At 55.0% G+C, this 16,183-nt stretch carries 14 protein-coding genes; 7 read left to right on the top strand and 7 right to left on the bottom strand.

The genetic code is table 11. From position 1 onward, the window contains the following. The first annotated feature begins 112 nt into the window (after positions 1-112). Positions 113-1,300, top strand: a complete 1,188-nt coding sequence (cfaB, locus tag TU86_RS07895) for a C17 cyclopropane fatty acid synthase CfaB (protein WP_048363756.1) — start codon at positions 113-115, stop codon at positions 1,298-1,300. Positions 1,301-1,358: 58 nt separating this feature from the next. Here the strand turns inward: cfaB and cls are convergent, their stop codons facing one another. Next, the gene (gene cls / locus TU86_RS07890; RefSeq protein WP_048363755.1) at positions 1,359-2,798 is read right to left on the bottom strand and encodes a cardiolipin synthase; all 1,440 of its coding nucleotides are present in this window, start codon (positions 2,796-2,798) and stop codon (positions 1,359-1,361) included. A 136-nt stretch (positions 2,799-2,934) separates the two neighbouring features. Between cls and TU86_RS07885 the strand changes: the two genes are divergently transcribed. Next, positions 2,935-3,453 (top strand): DUF3617 domain-containing protein, encoded by a 519-nt coding sequence (locus TU86_RS07885; RefSeq protein WP_048363754.1) that lies wholly within the window; start codon positions 2,935-2,937, stop codon positions 3,451-3,453. 45 nt (positions 3,454-3,498) lie between these two features. Here TU86_RS07885 and folE2 read toward each other — a convergent pair whose 3' ends face one another. Further along, positions 3,499-4,395, bottom strand: a complete 897-nt coding sequence (gene folE2, locus TU86_RS07880; protein ID WP_048363753.1) for a GTP cyclohydrolase FolE2 — start codon at positions 4,393-4,395, stop codon at positions 3,499-3,501. Positions 4,396-4,539: 144 nt separating this feature from the next. Between folE2 and zigA the strand changes: the two genes are divergently transcribed. From zigA to TU86_RS07865, 3 genes are read left to right on the top strand one after another with little or no spacing between them, the layout of a single operon-like run. Next, complete coding sequence (zigA, locus tag TU86_RS07875; RefSeq protein ID WP_048363752.1) at positions 4,540-5,748, top strand: zinc metallochaperone GTPase ZigA; 1,209 nt, start codon at positions 4,540-4,542, stop codon at positions 5,746-5,748. A gap of 26 nt (positions 5,749-5,774) precedes the next feature. Then, a complete protein-coding gene (locus TU86_RS07870) occupies positions 5,775-6,398 on the top strand; it encodes a DUF1826 domain-containing protein (protein WP_420865103.1) in 624 nt (207 codons plus the stop codon). A 40-nt stretch (positions 6,399-6,438) separates the two neighbouring features. Beyond that, positions 6,439-7,410 (top strand): CobW family GTP-binding protein, encoded by a 972-nt coding sequence (locus TU86_RS07865; protein ID WP_048364272.1) that lies wholly within the window; start codon positions 6,439-6,441, stop codon positions 7,408-7,410. A 261-nt stretch (positions 7,411-7,671) separates the two neighbouring features. Here the strand turns inward: TU86_RS07865 and TU86_RS07860 are convergent, their stop codons facing one another. Beyond that, positions 7,672-8,079: a DUF3301 domain-containing protein gene (locus TU86_RS07860; protein WP_048363750.1), complete on the bottom strand. Its 408-nt coding sequence runs from the start codon at positions 8,077-8,079 to the stop codon at positions 7,672-7,674. Between the two features lie 113 nt (positions 8,080-8,192). On the opposite strand from TU86_RS07860, the gene pdxY reads away from it, so the two are divergent. Beyond that, on the top strand, positions 8,193-9,065 hold the full coding sequence (gene pdxY / locus TU86_RS07855; RefSeq protein WP_048363749.1) for a pyridoxal kinase PdxY: 873 nt from the start codon (positions 8,193-8,195) through the stop codon (positions 9,063-9,065). A 207-nt stretch (positions 9,066-9,272) separates the two neighbouring features. On the opposite strand, the gene TU86_RS07850 is transcribed toward pdxY, so the two are convergent. Continuing rightward, positions 9,273-9,758, bottom strand: a complete 486-nt coding sequence (locus tag TU86_RS07850) for an acyl-CoA thioesterase (protein ID WP_048363748.1) — start codon at positions 9,756-9,758, stop codon at positions 9,273-9,275. 289 nt (positions 9,759-10,047) lie between these two features. Between TU86_RS07850 and TU86_RS07845 the strand changes: the two genes are divergently transcribed. Then, complete coding sequence (locus tag TU86_RS07845; protein WP_048363747.1) at positions 10,048-11,808, top strand: cation:proton antiporter; 1,761 nt, start codon at positions 10,048-10,050, stop codon at positions 11,806-11,808. Positions 11,809-11,861: 53 nt separating this feature from the next. On the opposite strand, the gene TU86_RS07840 is transcribed toward TU86_RS07845, so the two are convergent. From TU86_RS07840 to uvrD, 3 genes are all read right to left on the bottom strand, one after another. Continuing rightward, complete coding sequence (locus TU86_RS07840; protein ID WP_048363746.1) at positions 11,862-12,269, bottom strand: SMI1/KNR4 family protein; 408 nt, start codon at positions 12,267-12,269, stop codon at positions 11,862-11,864. Positions 12,270-12,402: 133 nt separating this feature from the next. Beyond that, a complete protein-coding gene (locus TU86_RS07835; protein ID WP_048363745.1) occupies positions 12,403-13,254 on the bottom strand; it encodes a Tim44 domain-containing protein in 852 nt (283 codons plus the stop codon). A gap of 341 nt (positions 13,255-13,595) precedes the next feature. Next, positions 13,596-15,779 (bottom strand): DNA helicase II, encoded by a 2,184-nt coding sequence (uvrD, locus tag TU86_RS07830; protein WP_048363744.1) that lies wholly within the window; start codon positions 15,777-15,779, stop codon positions 13,596-13,598. Positions 15,780-16,183: the final 404 nt, after the last annotated feature.

Below are 16,183 nucleotides of genomic sequence, written 5' to 3'. Positions count from 1 at the left end.
CTTAAAAAAGGTTTCATCGGCTCTAGCCCATACCTTCTAGCCCGTGAGGCTGACAGTTTGGGTTAATCGACTACCCTTATTTTTTGACGTCTGAAATGAGGGAGGATGACTGATGCTCGCGCAACTGCCACCAGCTTTACAGAATCTTAAAATTCCACTTCGGCTGAAGCTCTGGGATGGACATGAACTGGATCTGGGGCCAACCCCCAGCGTGACCATTGTGGTCAAGGATCCGAAGATCGTTTCTGAGTTCATGCATCCCAGTCTCGACCTGTTGGGCAGTGCGTTCGTCGAAGGTCGACTGGAACTGTCTGAAGGGTCAATCAGCGAAGTCGTACGCGTGTGCGATGAACTCAGCCAAGCGTTGCTCGACGAGGATGATGACAGCACGCCCGCGCGCAACTACCACGACAAGGCTACCGACGCAGCGTCCATTTCCTACCATTACGACCTGTCTAACGCGTTTTATCAGTTATGGCTGGACCGCGAGATGGTCTATTCCTGCGGGTACTTTGAGACCGGTGAAGAGAGCCTGGATGAAGCTCAGCAAGCCAAGTTTCGCCACTTGTGCCGAAAACTTCGGCTCAAGCCAGGTGAGTACCTGCTGGATGTCGGCTGTGGCTGGGGCGGGTTGGCACGTTTTGCAGCACGCGAATTCGGGGTCAAGGTGTTTGGTATCACCCTGAGCAAAGAGCAACTCGCCTTGGCTCAAGAACGGGTCAAGGCAGAAGGTCTGCAAGACAAGGTCGATCTGCAACTGCTCGACTACCGTGACCTGCCACAAGATGGCCGCTTCGACAAAATTGTCAGCGTGGGGATGTTTGAGCACGTCGGCCACGCCAACCTGCGAGAGTACTGCCAAGTATTGTTCAACGCAGTGCGCGAAGGTGGTTTGGTGATGAACCACGGCATTACTGCCAAACACACCGACGGGCGCCAAGTGGGTCGCGGTGCGGGGGAGTTTATCGAGCGCTATGTGTTTCCTAACGGCGAATTACCGCACTTGTCGATGATCAGTGCACACATCAGCGAGGCTGGACTGGAAGTGGTCGATGTCGAGAGCCTGCGTTTGCATTACGCGCGCACGCTGGAGCATTGGAGTCAGCGCCTTGAACAAAACCTTGAGGCGGCTGCCAAGCAAGTGCCAGAGCAGACATTAAGGATTTGGCGGCTGTACCTTGCAGGCTGCGCGTATGCGTTTGCCCGTGGCTGGATCAACATTCATCAGATCCTCGCCGCAAAACCGTATGCCGACGGTTCGCTTGAGTTGCCACGGACGAGGGCCGATATTTATCGTTGAGCGGTCGAGATTTCGGTGATCGTCAAAGGGCCGTGTCACTCAGTGACATGGCCCTTTTTTATAGAACAGGCGAAACCAAGCGCGCCACACGCATGCCAAGTTGCTGCAAACGGTGCGTGGTTTTGATGTCGTCTTCGGTGATTTCACGCGCCAGGGCAAAGTCGTCCAGCAGCATATGTTCGACTTCGCGGGCAAACGCTTCGTCGACCGTCAGCAGCATCACTTCAAAGTTCAGGCGGAACGAGCGGTTGTCCATATTGGCGCTGCCGACCGCACTGATTTCGTTGTCGACCAGCACAACCTTCTGATGAATGAACCCTGGCTGGTAGCGGAACATTTTCACCCCAGCACGCACCGCCTCGAAGGCATACAGGCTGGAGGCCGCATACACAATTTTATGGTCGGGCCGTGAGGGAATGAGGATGCGTACATCCACCCCGCGCAACACGGCAAGCCTCAATGCGGAAAAAACCGCTTCATCCGGCACGAAGTAAGGCGTTGTTATCCACACCCGTTCAGTGGCGGCATGGATGGCTTCAACAAAAAACAGTGAGCAGGTTTCGTACGGATCGGCTGGGCCGCTGGCTAGAAATTGGCACAGTACACCGCCTTCCGGGTAAGCCTGCGGCAGGATCAACGGCGGTAGTTTGCGCGCAGCCCAGAACCAGTCTTCGGCGAACGACTCTTGCAGGCAAGCCACCACCGGCCCGCAGACCTCGACGTGGGTATCGCGCCACGGAGACAGAGGCGGTTTGGCTCCCAAGTATTCATCGCCAACGTTATGCCCGCCGACAAACCCTTTCACACCATCCACCACAACCACTTTGCGGTGGTTACGAAAGTTGACCTGAAAGCGACTGATCCAGCCGCCGCGGGTGGCAAATGCCTGCGCTTGAACGCCCCCCGCACGCAACGACTCGGAATAACTATTGGGCAAAGAATGGCTGCCAATGCTGTCGTACAACACATACACCTGAACCCCTTGAGCCGCTTTTTCGAGCAGCAGGGCATGCAGTTTCATACCAAGGTCGTCGTTATGAATGATAAAAAACTGCACCAGGACCACCTGTTCGGCGGTGCGGATGGCTTCAAAAATGGCGTTGAACGTTGCTGTTCCGTTGATCAGTAGACTCACCTGATTGTTCGCCAGGCACGGCATTCGGCCTAGCTTGGGCATTGCTCGCAAAGAGGTGTAGGCCTTTGAGTTACGTGCGGCAAGGGCTTCCTCGACCCAAGGTCGCCAGTTCAGATCTGCGATGGCTTCACGCATTTCCTGATTGGCCTGACGTCTGGCGCGGATGTAATCGTCGAAGGTGCTACGGCCAAAAATCAAATACGGGATGAGCGTGAAGTAGGGAATGAAGAACAATGACATGGCCCAGGCAATTGCACCTTGAGCGGTTCTCACGGTTAATACCGCGTGCACGGCGGCAATCAAACCCAAGGTGTGGATCAATAAAATCAGATAACCGAAAACGTGCGGGCCGAGATAATCCATGCGTATCCTTGCTCCTCAATGTGTGACGCTGCGTACTAAAAGACCACGTTATGCAATGAATGTCCCTAAATGCTTGCTGATGCAACGCTTGCTGTTTTTCAACGTCTAACCCCCACATATCCGTAGGAGCTACTTGATGAATGTTCGTGTGCTTGGGCTGCTCATGGCCTGTGGTTTATCGATACCTGTGGCTCAAGCCCAAATGCTGCAACCGGGCCTTTGGGAGCTGACCACCAGCAATATGCAAGTCGATGGCCAACAGCTTCCTGACCTGCAACTGATGTTGGGCCAATTGCAATCCATGTTGACCCCGGAGCAACAGGCGCAATTGGAAAACCAAGGGATCACCGTTGGTGGTAAAGGTGTGCGGGTATGCCTGACGTCTGAGCAGGTCAAATCAGATGCGATCCCGCTGACAGATCCGAAGTCCGGTTGTAATCAGCAGATCACTGAGCGTAGTGGAAATCAGTGGAAGTTTCGCTTTAGTTGCCCAAAAGCCCAAGGCGCAGGGGTTGCCACATTTGCCAGCGACCGAGAGTTTAGTACCCAAGTAAACGGCACGTTCAACGCCACGGGTGTTCAGCAAAAAGGCAGCATGGATACCCGTGCGGTATGGCTGGGCCAAAACTGTGGAACCGTCAAACCTCGCACATGATTCAAGCTGTCCGCGCACTGGGCCCATCAGTGCGCGGAACGCCCTCTAGGCATTTCGCCAATTCCAGCGACTCTGAGCCACCGCATCGTGGCTGTGCAAACTCTCGGCATGCACCACCTTAAGGCTGAAGCCTTTAACCCCCGCTGTACTTTTCAGCGCGACATTCAAGCGTCGCGCAGCATCCTCACAAAACATTAAATTTTGCCCATTGGCTAATGCGAAGGCTTGTTCGTCTGCGCGTTTTACGGCTGTTTGTACTGCGGTGCCCAGGGCTGTTTCTGCTTCATCAATGATGTTGTTGATCGGAAAATTTTGCAGCTCGCGACCGAGATGCAGCTGCAAGTGAGCCGTGCTTCTCTGGCTATGCGGAGTAGCCACAATGCCTTGAGTACTGCCAAGCCATGTCAACACTTCGGCGTGATGGAGTGGTTTGTTCGCGAAGTCATCGACAAATTGTTGTTGGATTAGTTGGCGTGCTAACGCGGCTGAACAAGGGCAAGTGGATGAATAGTCCACGTCGATTTTTAGTTCCACGTGGAACATTCCATTTTTCAGTGAAGCTTCGATGCTGACTGGGTAGCTCTTCCATCCACTTAATGCGCTGACTAATGCGGGTCGTTTTAACAGCACCTGCGTGTGGATTTTTAGGTAGGCACAGATGGATAAATCGTCATGCGAGTCCAAAAACTGCTGCAAAATTTTCTTCAAAAGTAGCGGGTTCAGAGCCTGCGAATCTAAAACTTCGAGCGCTAAATATAAGCGCGACATATGGATGCCACGTGCCTCGCCGTCATCAAGGCTGACACCGGCATCGGCGGTTGCGGCCAAACGCTGACCATTTATCACAACAGGTAGTGCAATGCCGCACATGCCGACCCATTCCAGCGGAACAGTCTGCCGGGCGTTTTGTGACGCAATGTCAGGAAGAGTAAGGGCGTTCATAAAAAATCCCATCTATGGAAAAGCGTGACGTTACAAGATAACAATTATAATGCCTTGTATTGTTATAATGTATCACTAGAAGCAATTTAATGATCACGCCCACAAGCGGGCGCTTTGACCTGCCGACCCTGATGAGGAACTTCCATGCCCAATCGTCTACCCGTGACAGTGTTGTCTGGTTTTCTCGGTGCAGGAAAAAGCACCCTGCTCAATTACATTCTGCGTAACCGCGACAACTTGCGCGTCGCGGTCATCGTGAATGACATGAGTGAAATCAATATTGATGGTGCCCAGGTTCAGCGCGATGTGAGCCTGAACCGGGCAGAAGAAAAATTGGTCGAAATGAGCAATGGCTGCATTTGCTGCACCCTGCGTGAAGACTTGCTGGAAGAGGTCAGCAAACTGGCCAAGGAAGGTCGATTTGATTATTTATTGATCGAGTCCACGGGTATTTCTGAACCGCTGCCAGTCGCAGAAACCTTCACGTTTCGAGACGACGAGGGCCAAAGCCTGGCCGACATCGCGCGCCTCGATACGATGGTCACTGTCGTTGATGGCCTGAATTTTTTACACGATTACCAGGCCGCCGAAAGCCTTGGCACGCGCGGTGAGACATTGGGGGAGGAAGATGAGCGTTCGATCACTGATCTTTTAATCGAACAAATCGAGTTTGCCGACGTTATTTTGGTCAGCAAAATAGACCTCATCAGCCGTGTTGAGCGTCAGGAGTTGATGGCCATTCTTCAACGACTGAATGCTCAGGCTGAAATCATTGCAATGGTCATGGGTGAAGTCCCGCTGAATAAAATTCTGGATACGGGACGTTTTGATTTCGAGCGCGCAGCTCAAGCGCCAGGCTGGTTGCAAGAACTGCGCGGTGAACATGTGCCTGAAACCGAAGAATATGGCATTGCCTCGACGGCTTACCGGGCACGTCGGCCTTTCCACCCGGAACGTTTTTTTAATTTTATTGATCGACCGTGGACGAACGGTAAATTGCTGCGTTCCAAGGGTTTTTTCTGGCTGGCCAGCAAGTACCAGGAAGCCGGCAGCTGGTCACAGGCGGGCGGTTTAATGCGCTATGGATATGCCGGGCGCTGGTGGCGATTTGTACCCCGTGATCAGTGGCCGCAAGAGGCAGATGCCAAGGCCGAAATCCTTAAGAAATGGCTGCCGGACACCGCTGACTGTCGTCAGGAATTGGTCTTTATCGGTCAACATATCGACTTCAATCAGCTCACACATGAACTCGACTCCTGCCTGTTGACTGATGAAGAGATGGCCTTGGGTGTAGAGGGCTGGCGGCAGATGAGCGACCCGTTTGGTGGGTGGTATGACGAGGTGGCCGCCTGATGAATGCCTTCGCTTGCAGCCCAAACATGACGATAAAACAGGTCTGCGGGGCCACTCCCCAAATCCTCACACGTGTACTGGATCAAGACGTCAATTTGGCCGTCTGGCAGCGCCACTTGCCTGTGCATATTGCTGATTTCAGCGATTTACTGCTGTCGTTGGATGAGCCTTTGGCGGATGCCTTGAGCCTGGAAATGAACGATGAAAACGCTCAGCCCAACCTTTATGGGCTTGCGCACAGGTTCAACGATTTGGAAGGCTATGAAAGCTTCATGGCGGATGTTGCCTGGTTGGTCAGCGCCTATGCTTGTTTGTTAGGCGCCAAACGTATTGGGCTGCGTCTCAGGGCCTTGGATAAGGCCATGTGCCCGCGCTTTCACGTTGATCATGTGCCTGCACGCCTGATCACCACCTACGCAGGACAGGGCAGTCAGTGGCTCGCCGAGGGCGTGATGGCACGTCAGCAACTGGGCCAGGCGCAGGCAGAGCCGACTCAAGCAGCGTTGATTGAGCAACTGAGCACAGGAGATGTGGCGCTGCTTAAAGGCGAAAAGTGGCAAGGCAACGAGGGTGCAGGCTTGATCCATCGTTCGCCTGCGCTGCAAGCCGGCGAACGACGGCTGATTTTGACCCTGGATTGGCTGGCCTGAGGCATATTGCAGCCTTCCATCCCTACAGAAGCGTTTGATGATGCTGCACAACATTCCTACCCATGTGATCGCCGGGCCGCTGGGCGCAGGCAAAACCAGCCTGATTCAGCACCTGATGGCCCAGAAGCCTGTGCACGAACGTTGGGCGGTACTGGTGAATGAGTTCGGTCAAATAGGTCTGGATGCTGCTTTGATGAGCCAAAGCGGTGATGCAATCGCTATTACTGAAGTCGCGGGCGGCTGTGTCTGTTGCGTGAACGGTGCGCCTTTTCAGATTGGTTTGAGCCGTCTGTTACGTCAGGCAAAGCCTGATCGCTTATTCATTGAGCCTTCGGGTCTCGGGCATCCTGCGCAAATCCTCCAGCAGCTCAGCGCTGCGCCCTGGTTAGGTGTTTTAGCCTTGCAGCCGTGCGTAATAGTGCTAGATGCCGAGGCGTTAGCGTTGGGTAAACCGGTGCCTGCAACCCAACAAGAAGCCTTGAAAATGGCCGGTTTAGTGGTCATGAATAAATCTAATAGTGTCCAAAATGAGCAACGTGAGCAGATTGCATGCAGCCTGCCAAAGTGCCCTGTTTTATGGACCGAGCAGGGCTACATCCCGCTAAATACGCTGCCTGTAGCCACTATGAGCGATATTCATGCTGTGGATAACTCGTTGATTTATAAGGATTTTAATTCAGTAGTAAGCGTTTTTTCTGACCCCCAGACCCCCTTCGTGATGACGCAACAGCAGCCGGAGGCGTGGAGTATTGGCTGGAAATGGCACGCCTCACTGCAATTTGACCTGGTGCTGCTCAGGCATTGGCTTCAGGGGCTGAACTGGCTGCGCGCTAAGCTCGTTGTGCATGCGCCCTCAGGGTGGTTTTCAGTCAATTGCCTTGAAAACAGTCTCCAACCTTGGAAAGCCAGCGAGTGGCGCACCGATTCGCGCGTTGAATTGATCTTCGAAAGCCCTCAGGACGTGAATTCACTCAAAAAAGGGCTGCAAGACTGCCTCGTTCATCCCCTGTAGGCATTAACGGTTAACGCGGGCGGACTTGCTGAATAAGCAGTCGGCCCTGATCGATTTCGGGGCTGATTTTGGATTAATACGCCATTTTGTACTGGTAAAGTTGTCCTACAATCCTTTTTTTTGACATCTGTTTTAACCTCCTTGAAGTGTCTATTTCAAAGGTTTCAGCGCTATTGACGGGGTTTTATGAAAAGTTATCCACAGGGGAACTAAAAAAGGCGAGAAAGAGGCGCTCAGGAAGGAAGCGCTCCTCGAGATTCATCACTGGGGCGGTTTGGTGTGCTCCTGGCGCCATTGGCTCAGCTCTATGATTTGTGCGCTGGGGATGTCGCGATGCTCAGGCTCAGGTTGTGCTTGGAACGGGTAGGGTGCCAGCTCGATCTTCGCGCTGTGGGCGCCAAATTGAGTGATGGTGCCAGCATGGCGTTGATCGCCGGTGACGGTGAACTCAAAGTTATACACACGGGCCAAGCGTCGATTGCCCTTGGCGTCCGCAATGAATCCGATTTTCTTGAGGGCCACGTTTTCATCGAGCAATTCGATGTCGAGCTTGTTGCAGTGCTGTTTGACGCGCTCCAGCGCTCGCTCGCGCATACCGTGGTTGTGCCACAGCCAGGCAGCAGCAGTGGCCAGTAGCATCAGCACAAACATATTTCCAAGGGTCAGCATGACGTGGGCTCCAACAGAATAGGCTCAGCTTAACTGCGTCTTCAGCCTGTCGTACAGGTTGCTTTTCGTCGCATACTGCGTGGCTTGAATCCACCCGCAGTCTGGAATCCGGCATGAAACGTACGCCTCACTTACTTGCTATCCAATCCCACGTGGTTTTCGGCCATGCCGGCAACAGCGCAGCCGTCTTTCCTATGCAGCGCGTGGGTGTGAATGTATGGCCCTTAAACACGGTTCAGTTCTCGAACCACACTCAGTATGGTCAGTGGGCTGGCGAAGTGCTGGCCCCTGAGCAAATTCCTGCGCTGGTTGACGGTATTGCCGCGATTGGCGAACTGGGTAACTGCGATGCGGTGTTATCTGGCTATTTGGGGAGCGCGGCACAGGGTCGGGCCATCCTCAGCGGGGTCGCGCGCATTAAGGCGGTCAACCCCAATGCGCTTTACCTGTGCGACCCCGTCATGGGGCACCCGGAGAAAGGCTGCATCGTGCCGTACGAAGTCAGTGACTTTCTGCTGAATGAGGCGGCCGCAGTGGCGGATTTTCTGTGTCCTAACCAGCTGGAACTGGACAGCTTCTGTGGTCGTCATCCGCAATCGCTGTTCGATTGCCTGGCGATGGCGCGCAGCATGCTGGCCCGCGGGCCCAAAGCGGTACTGGTCAAGCACCTGTCATACCCTGGCAAGCCTGAAGAAAGTTTTGAGATGTTGCTGGTGACGAATGACGGGAGCTGGCACTTACGCCGCCCGTTATTAGCGTTTCCGCGCCAGCCTGTAGGCGTGGGTGACCTGACGTCCGGCTTATTCCTGGCACGGGTACTGCTGGGAGACAGCCTGGTGGCCGCATTTGAATTTGCGGCATCGGCGGTGCATGAAGTGCTGCTCGAAACCCAGGCATGTGCCAGTTACGAGCTGCAATTGGTGCGGGCTCAAGACCGTATTGCTCACCCGCGTGTGCGCTTTGAGGCTACGCCGATCAACCTGTAATCCTTGCCCTAGGGGGCATCGTCGCGGCCTGTAGGCGCTGCCGAGGCACGCGCTGCTCGGGCGCGAAGCGGTCGTAAACCGGATGAGTGTGGTGTGTCTGAGGCACTGCGCTGAATGGTTTACGACGGCTGCGCCGCCGGACGCAGCCTCGTACTCCTCGTCAGCGATAGGTTTTATCTGCGCGAGGCTGGACCGGTGGCAAAAGGCCTAGACCGTTTCGTCTTTCAATTCCCGATAGCGTTTTTCCAGCTCCTGGCGGATCTGGCGACGCTGTTTGCCTTGAATAAAGCGGCGTTTGTCTTCGCTGTTAACGGGTTGCAAAGGCGGTACAGCCGCCGGTTTACGGTCGTCGTCCACTGCCACCATCGTGAAAAAACAGCTGTTGGTGTGGCGCACCGAGCGCTCGCGAATGTTTTCAGTGACGACTTTGATCCCCACTTCCATCGACGTGTTACCGGTGTAATTGACCGAGGCCAGAAAGGTCACCAGCTCGCCGACATGAATCGGCTCACGAAAAATAACCTGGTCCACGGACAAAGTGACCACATAACGCCCGGCATAGCGGCTGGCGCACGCGTAGGCGACTTCGTCGAGGTATTTGAGCAGGGTTCCGCCGTGAACATTGCCAGAAAAATTGGCCATGTCCGGGGTCATCAAGACCGTCATCGACAGTTGGGCGTTTCCGGGTTCCATAGCAGCAGGCTCGCGGTAGTGTTGCAGCAGTGAAATGGGTATCTCTGTGGATACTTTTCGATTTTTTTAAACAGACAGGAACGGGACGCTACCGTTTGGGCTGTCGTCACGCTCTGGCGTACATGTTTCCATATATTGCGCCGCCTTTCTGCGTTAAGTCCCGGTGTTAACCTGCCAAAGCCCGTTTAGCGGGTATTTCCTACACTTAAAACAGTCGATACATACTGCGAGACTCGCTGTGTCTGTCGTTCTGTTGTCGGGCAGCACCCACACAAGGAGGCGACACGCCATGCATGCCATCAGCTTTATTCAGGATCTGGCAGTCATCATGTTGGTCGCAGGTGTGGTGACTATTCTTTTTCACCGTTTTAAACAGCCCGTGGTGCTGGGTTACATCGTTGCGGGTTTTATTATTGGCCCGCACACGCCGCCTTTCGGTCTGATTCATGACGAAGAAACCATCAAAACCCTGGCTGAGCTGGGGGTTATTTTTTTGATGTTCTGCCTGGGGCTGGAGTTCAGCCTGCGCAAGTTATTCAAAGTGGGTGCGACGGCCTTTATTGCGGCCTTCATGGAAACCACCCTGATGATTTGGATCGGCTATGAAATTGGCCGCTGGTTCGACTGGAGCACGATGGATTCGCTGTTTTTGGGCGCCATTTTGGCCATTTCATCGACCACCATCATCGTTAAAGCGCTCAATGACCTGAAAATGAAAAACGAGCGTTTTGCGCAGCTGATTTTCGGTGTGCTGATCGTTGAAGACATTCTGGGCATCGGCATCATTGCGTTGCTGTCGAGCATTGCCGTCAGTGGCAGCGTCAGCCCGGAAGAAGTGTTCTCCACCGTTGGCAAGCTGTCGTTGTTCATGATTGTGGCGCTGGTCATCGGTATCTTGCTGGTGCCACGCGTTTTGGCCTATGTGGCCAAATTTGAAAGCAATGAAATGCTGCTGATTACCGTGCTCGGGCTGTGTTTTGGTTTTTGCCTGCTGGTGGTCAAGCTGGAATACAGCATGGTCCTGGGCGCATTTTTAATCGGCGCGATCATGGCTGAATCACGGCAACTGCTGAACATCGAAAGGCTGATCGAGCCTGTGCGCGATTTGTTCAGCGCGATCTTTTTTGTCGCCATCGGTTTGATGCTCGATCCCGCCATCTTGTGGGAATACGCCCTACCAATTGTCGTCATCACCTGTGCAGTGGTACTGGGCAAGATGCTGTCCTGTGGGTTGGGTGCTTTTATCGCCGGTAATGATGGACGCACCTCTCTGAGAGTCGGGATGGGCCTCTCTCAGATTGGAGAGTTTTCGTTCATCATCGCGGCACTGGGCATGACCTTGCAGGTCACCAGCAGCTTCCTGTACCCCGTGGCGGTTGCTGTGTCTGTGCTGACGACCTTGATGACGCCTTACTTGATTCGTGCCGCAGATCCGCTTTCGCTCAAGCTGGCGCAGGTCATGCCAAACCGGGTGTCGCGGGTTTTTGCTCTGTATGGCGAGTGGTTGAGGAGCATCCAGCCACAAGGCGAGAGTGCTTTATTGGCGGCGATGATCAGAAAAATCCTGCTACAGGTGGGCGTCAATCTGGCGTTGGTTATCGCGATTTTCTTTGCAGGCGGGTATTTCGCCCCCCGAATTGCAGATTATTTACAGGGCTGGGTGATGAAATCGAGCTGGCAAAACGGCTTGATTTGGGGCGCTGCCTTACTGTTGTCGTTACCGTTCTTGATCGCGGCATATCGCAAGCTCAAGGCGCTGTCGATGCTCTTGGCGGAGATGGGGGTTAAACCCGAAATGGCGGGGCGTCACACGCAACGCGTGCGCCGGGTGATCGCTGAGGTGATTCCGATCTTGTCGCTACTGGTGATTTTTTTATTGCTGTCGGCATTGTCTGCCAGCATCTTGCCGACCAATGAATTGCTGATCGTGATTGCGGTCGTGGCGGCGGGAGTGGCGGCAGTGTTGTGGCGTTGGTTTGTGCGTATCCACACGCGCATGCAAGTTGCGCTGTTGGAGACGCTGGACAATCACAAGGAGGCAGGGCACTAGCGGCACTGTCCTGAGTTCTTGTAGGAGCGAGCAAGCTCGCTCCTACAAAAAAATCAGCTTTCCAGCCAGACATCCCGTGCCCAGTGCCAGACCGATTCCCAGGTTTCTTCGGTCACCAACTCTTCTTCTGCGGACCACAGCACCACGGTGCCATCTTCGTCCACGCAGTAATAGTCGTCGCCGTCCTGACAAATCGGGATCAGCTCACGGGGGACGCCAGCATCCCATGCGGTAGCTGCGACATCTGGCAGGTAGGTATGGGATTGTGGGTCGGTCACGGTGACCGGTTCCAGGCTGCCATACACCACGTCGCTGACGGTCAGCAGAAACTCTTTGAACACAAAGGGGATGTCGATGAACAGTTGTTCTTCGATTTCCACCAGTTGATCGTCATCAGGCAGTTCCAGAGGAACAGGCACAGGTTCGTTCTTTTCACGCAGTTCTTCGATGATCTCTTCCACGACCTCAATCCTCATACTCTATGGCGCGGTTTATATGACGCGCTTTATACAGTAGCTCGTTATAAGTGCAATCGTGAAATGCAAAGCCCCGGACAAGTCCGGGGCTTTGGGTGTTGCGTGTGGAGCGCGGGGATCAGCCGTTCTGACGGATACCGGCTACAAGCCAAGGTTGGTTTTCGCCTTGAGCGCGTTCCATGTTCCAGCTTTCGCTGAAGGTTTCGCCTTGGTCAAAACGCGACGTTTTCGAGAGGCCGCTGAAAGTCAGGGTCGCGATGGTTTTGTCGGCGCGATCATCCAGGCCGTCCAGCTGAACGGTCAGGTTATCGATGTAGGTTGAGTTGAAGCCATCACCCAGATCCGCGCGCTCACGCTTGAGGAAATCGAGCATTTGTGGGGTAACGAACTCGGCGATTTTATCCATTTCGTTGGCATCCCAGTGCTGTTGCAGGGACTGGAAATGGTTACGCGCGGCTTCCAGAAAGCTCTGCTCGTTGAACCACGCCGGGGCGTTGATCACCGGGCGTGCTGGCGCCGCTGAAGCACCGCCGCCGAAGATTGATGTTGGCGCAGGCTTGGCGTCGAATACTTCGCGCTGCATGGGTGCGTGACCCGCTGGCGCCATGTCAGCCTGTTGCTTGCGGCGACGAGCGGCGATAAAGCGGAAAATCACGAACGCGATGACAGCCATGATCAGGATGTCGAAGATTTGCATGCCCTGGAAGCCACCGCCCATGAACATGGAAGCGAGCAGGCCGCCAGCAGCGATGCCGGCCAGAGGGCCGAGCCAGCGAGAAGCACCACCGGCTTTTGCGGCTGCGCCGGCAGCAGCGGGGGCTGCGGCAGGAGAGGCAGGAGCGGCTTGGCGAGTTTGGTGGCTTGGGGCCGAACCAAAGCTTTTACCGCCGCCGAAGCGCTTGGCGTTTGCGTCGAGGCTCATCGTCAAGCCGATGCACAACGCCATGGCGATGCTAAGAAAACGTTTCATAAAGGGAATTCCCATTTGTGGATGACACGCGCGCCATGTTGCACAGGTGAGGTGTGACTGGCTAGCAGTGAAATGTTTCGGGCTTTTGCCTAAATGCGAGTAGGACGGTTCCCGATATTGTGTAGTTCACCTTGGGGTCGTCGAAAAGCCAGCCCGTACCGCCGCCGTGAAAACGGGTAACAGCAGAGGGAGAGACCACGCTTCAGGATGAAGACTGGCCCGGGCCTGGAGGCTGGAATCAGTGCTGCACGCTGGCTGACAACAAGGCCCGGATTGTCCAGAAAGAACAAAGTCTGAGCCTATGTTGCCTACCTTATCGTTCGATGCCTGTCGGGTTGCTGTCAGACCGCCTCAAGTTTGGCGTAGCCCATCATCAGCCACTTGCTGCCTTCGTCGAAGTTAACCTGCACCCGCGCCTGTGCGCCGGCACCTTCGAAGTTGAGAATCACGCCTTCACCGAATACCGCATGCTTGACCATCTGCCCCAGTTTGAATTCGGTTTCCGGGATCTCCGAACCGCCAAACAGGGTGCTGGTGTTTTGCTGTTGACCGCCGCCGAAAGGGCGACTGACGCTGTTGGACAAGCGCACTTCTTGAATCAGCCCTTTTGGCACTTCACGTACGAAGCGCGAAACCTTGTTGTAGGTTTCGCTGCCGTAAAGGCGTCGGGTTTCAGCATAGGTCATGACCAGGTTTTGCATGGCGCGGGTGATGCCCACGTAGGCCAGGCGGCGTTCTTCTTCAAGACGACCCGGCTCTTCCAGGCTCATCTTGTGCGGGAACAGACCTTCTTCCATCCCCACCAAAAACACATACGGGAACTCCAGACCTTTGGCGCTGTGCAGCGTCATCAGCTGGATACCGTCTTCATGCTCTTCGGCTTGCGTGTCACCGGCTTCCAGCGATGCATGACCCAGGAACGCGGCCAGCGGCGTCAGCTCCTCGTCCTCTTCGTTGTTCTCGAAGTTACGGGCGGCGCTGACCAGTTCCTCAAGGTTTTCTACCCGGGCCTGGCCTTTTTCGCCTTTTTCTGCCTGATGGTAAGCAATCAGTCCGCTTTGCTCGATCACGGTTTGAGTCATCAGGTGCAGCGGCATCTCCATGACTTTTGCCGCGAGGTTCTCGATCAGTTCAACAAAGCCTGCGATGGCGCCCGACGCGCGGCCAGGCAACGCTTTGTTGGCAATCAACTGGCGCATCGATTCCCACATCGACACGTCGCTGTGGCGTGCGTGTTCACGAATCGCTTCGACTGTTTTTTCGCCAATACCGCGAGCCGGGACGTTAATCACCCGCTCTAGCGCAGCATCATTCCCACGGCCTTCGAGAAGGCGCATGTAGGCCATCGCGTTTTTGATTTCAGCCCGTTCGAAGAAGCGCTGGCCCCCATAAATACGGTACGGAATGCGCTCGCGCAGCAGCGCCTCTTCGAGTACCCGCGATTGGGCGTTGGAGCGGTACAAAATAGCGATGTCTTTATGAGCAAGGCCGGTTTTAAGCGCACTCTCAATGGTTTCGACCACATAGCGGGCTTCGTCGTGCTCGTTAAAGGCGGCATACAAATTGATTGCTTCGCCGTCGCCGCCATCGGTCCACAGCTCTTTACCCATGCGCCCGGTGTTGTTGGCGATCAGGGCGTTGGCGGCTTTGAGAATGCCGGCAGTGGAGCGGTAGTTCTGCTCCAGACGAATGGTTTCGGCGTCCGGGAAGTCCGTGGAGTACTGGTAAATGTTTTCAATTTTCGCGCCGCGCCAGCCGTAGATGGATTGGTCGTCGTCGCCGACCACCATCAGGCTGTCGCCACCCTGGGCCAGCAATCGCAGCCAGGCATATTGAACGGCGTTGGTGTCCTGAAACTCGTCGACCAAAATGTGCCGGAAGCGTTTTTGGTAATGCGCGAGCAAGCCCGGGTTATCGCGCCACAGGTCCAGTGCGCGTAACAGCAACTCAGAGAAGTCGATCACGCCTGCGCGCTGGCAGGCGGCCTCATAGGCTTCGTAAATGCTGCGCATGGTGGCCAGGAACAAATCGCCACTGGCCTGGATGTGTTGTGGACGCAGACCTTCGTCTTTTTGACCGTTGATAAACCACTGCGCCTGACGCACTGGCCAGCGTTGTTCGTCTAGCCCCAGTTCACGAATCACACGCTTGACCAAGCGTTGCTGATCATCGCTGTCCAGAATCTGGAAGGTCTGGCTCAACCCCGCTTCTTGCCAATGGGCACGCAGCAGGCGGTGCGCCAGCCCGTGGAAGGTGCCAACCCACATACCGGCCGGGTTGATACCCATCAGCTGCTCGATGCGGTGACGCATCTCGGCAGCGGCCTTGTTGGTGAACGTCACCGACAGTACGGAGTGGGGGGACGCGTTTTCGACCTGGATCAACCAGGCGATACGGTGCACCAGCACACGGGTTTTGCCGGAACCTGCGCCGGCCAGAACCAACTGACGCCCGACACTGGCCGTGACGGCCTGACGTTGGGCATCGTTGAGGGAATTTAACAAGAGAGAGAGATCATCGCGCATCGGCGCATTCTAGGGTGCTGGCTCAAACCGGGCAAACTTCTATCCTGTTCGGGCTGGCCGTCTGTCGCAGCGCTGCGGTGAGTGTTTTAAAAGAACCGCAGGCGCGCACTTCAATTACAGGGGCTTATTTCGTCTGTTTAATGACGTGTCTCAGTTTGGTCACGGGCCTGGCTTGTGTATGCTCGGGCAACATTTTTTGGCTCATCCACTGATAAGAATATTGCCGATGATTCAGAGTTTTAGCGCGTCGGGTGTGGCGTTGGGCACCGGGCTCGGTTTTTTTTTGGCGCTGCTGGGCGTTGTCGGCTGGCGAGCCAGTCAGCGCCGCCAAGAAGGGCGCTTGGCACCTCCTGTATGGCCTGAAGTGCTGCCGCAGGCTCAGGGTCACAGCGTGCAGCGCACTG

This window comes from Pseudomonas weihenstephanensis (assembly GCF_001043055.1).
GTDB lineage: Bacteria > Pseudomonadota > Gammaproteobacteria > Pseudomonadales > Pseudomonadaceae > Aquipseudomonas > Aquipseudomonas weihenstephanensis.
This window is presented reverse-complemented; position numbering and strand designations above follow the sequence as displayed.

Coding starts and splice junctions, on each gene's coding strand:
- cfaB (WP_048363756.1), top strand. CDS start 113: ATGCTCGCGCAACTGCCACCAGCTTTACAGAATCTTAAAATTCCACTT.
- cls (WP_048363755.1), bottom strand. CDS start 2,798: ATGGATTATCTCGGCCCGCACGTTTTCGGTTATCTGATTTTATTGATC.
- TU86_RS07885 (WP_048363754.1), top strand. CDS start 2,935: ATGAATGTTCGTGTGCTTGGGCTGCTCATGGCCTGTGGTTTATCGATA.
- folE2 (WP_048363753.1), bottom strand. CDS start 4,395: ATGAACGCCCTTACTCTTCCTGACATTGCGTCACAAAACGCCCGGCAG.
- zigA (WP_048363752.1), top strand. CDS start 4,540: ATGCCCAATCGTCTACCCGTGACAGTGTTGTCTGGTTTTCTCGGTGCA.
- TU86_RS07870 (WP_420865103.1), top strand. CDS start 5,775: ATGACGATAAAACAGGTCTGCGGGGCCACTCCCCAAATCCTCACACGT.
- TU86_RS07865 (WP_048364272.1), top strand. CDS start 6,439: ATGCTGCACAACATTCCTACCCATGTGATCGCCGGGCCGCTGGGCGCA.
- TU86_RS07860 (WP_048363750.1), bottom strand. CDS start 8,079: ATGCTGACCCTTGGAAATATGTTTGTGCTGATGCTACTGGCCACTGCT.
- pdxY (WP_048363749.1), top strand. CDS start 8,193: ATGAAACGTACGCCTCACTTACTTGCTATCCAATCCCACGTGGTTTTC.
- TU86_RS07850 (WP_048363748.1), bottom strand. CDS start 9,758: ATGGAACCCGGAAACGCCCAACTGTCGATGACGGTCTTGATGACCCCG.
- TU86_RS07845 (WP_048363747.1), top strand. CDS start 10,048: ATGCATGCCATCAGCTTTATTCAGGATCTGGCAGTCATCATGTTGGTC.
- TU86_RS07835 (WP_048363745.1), bottom strand. CDS start 13,254: ATGAAACGTTTTCTTAGCATCGCCATGGCGTTGTGCATCGGCTTGACG.
- uvrD (WP_048363744.1), bottom strand. CDS start 15,779: ATGCGCGATGATCTCTCTCTCTTGTTAAATTCCCTCAACGATGCCCAA.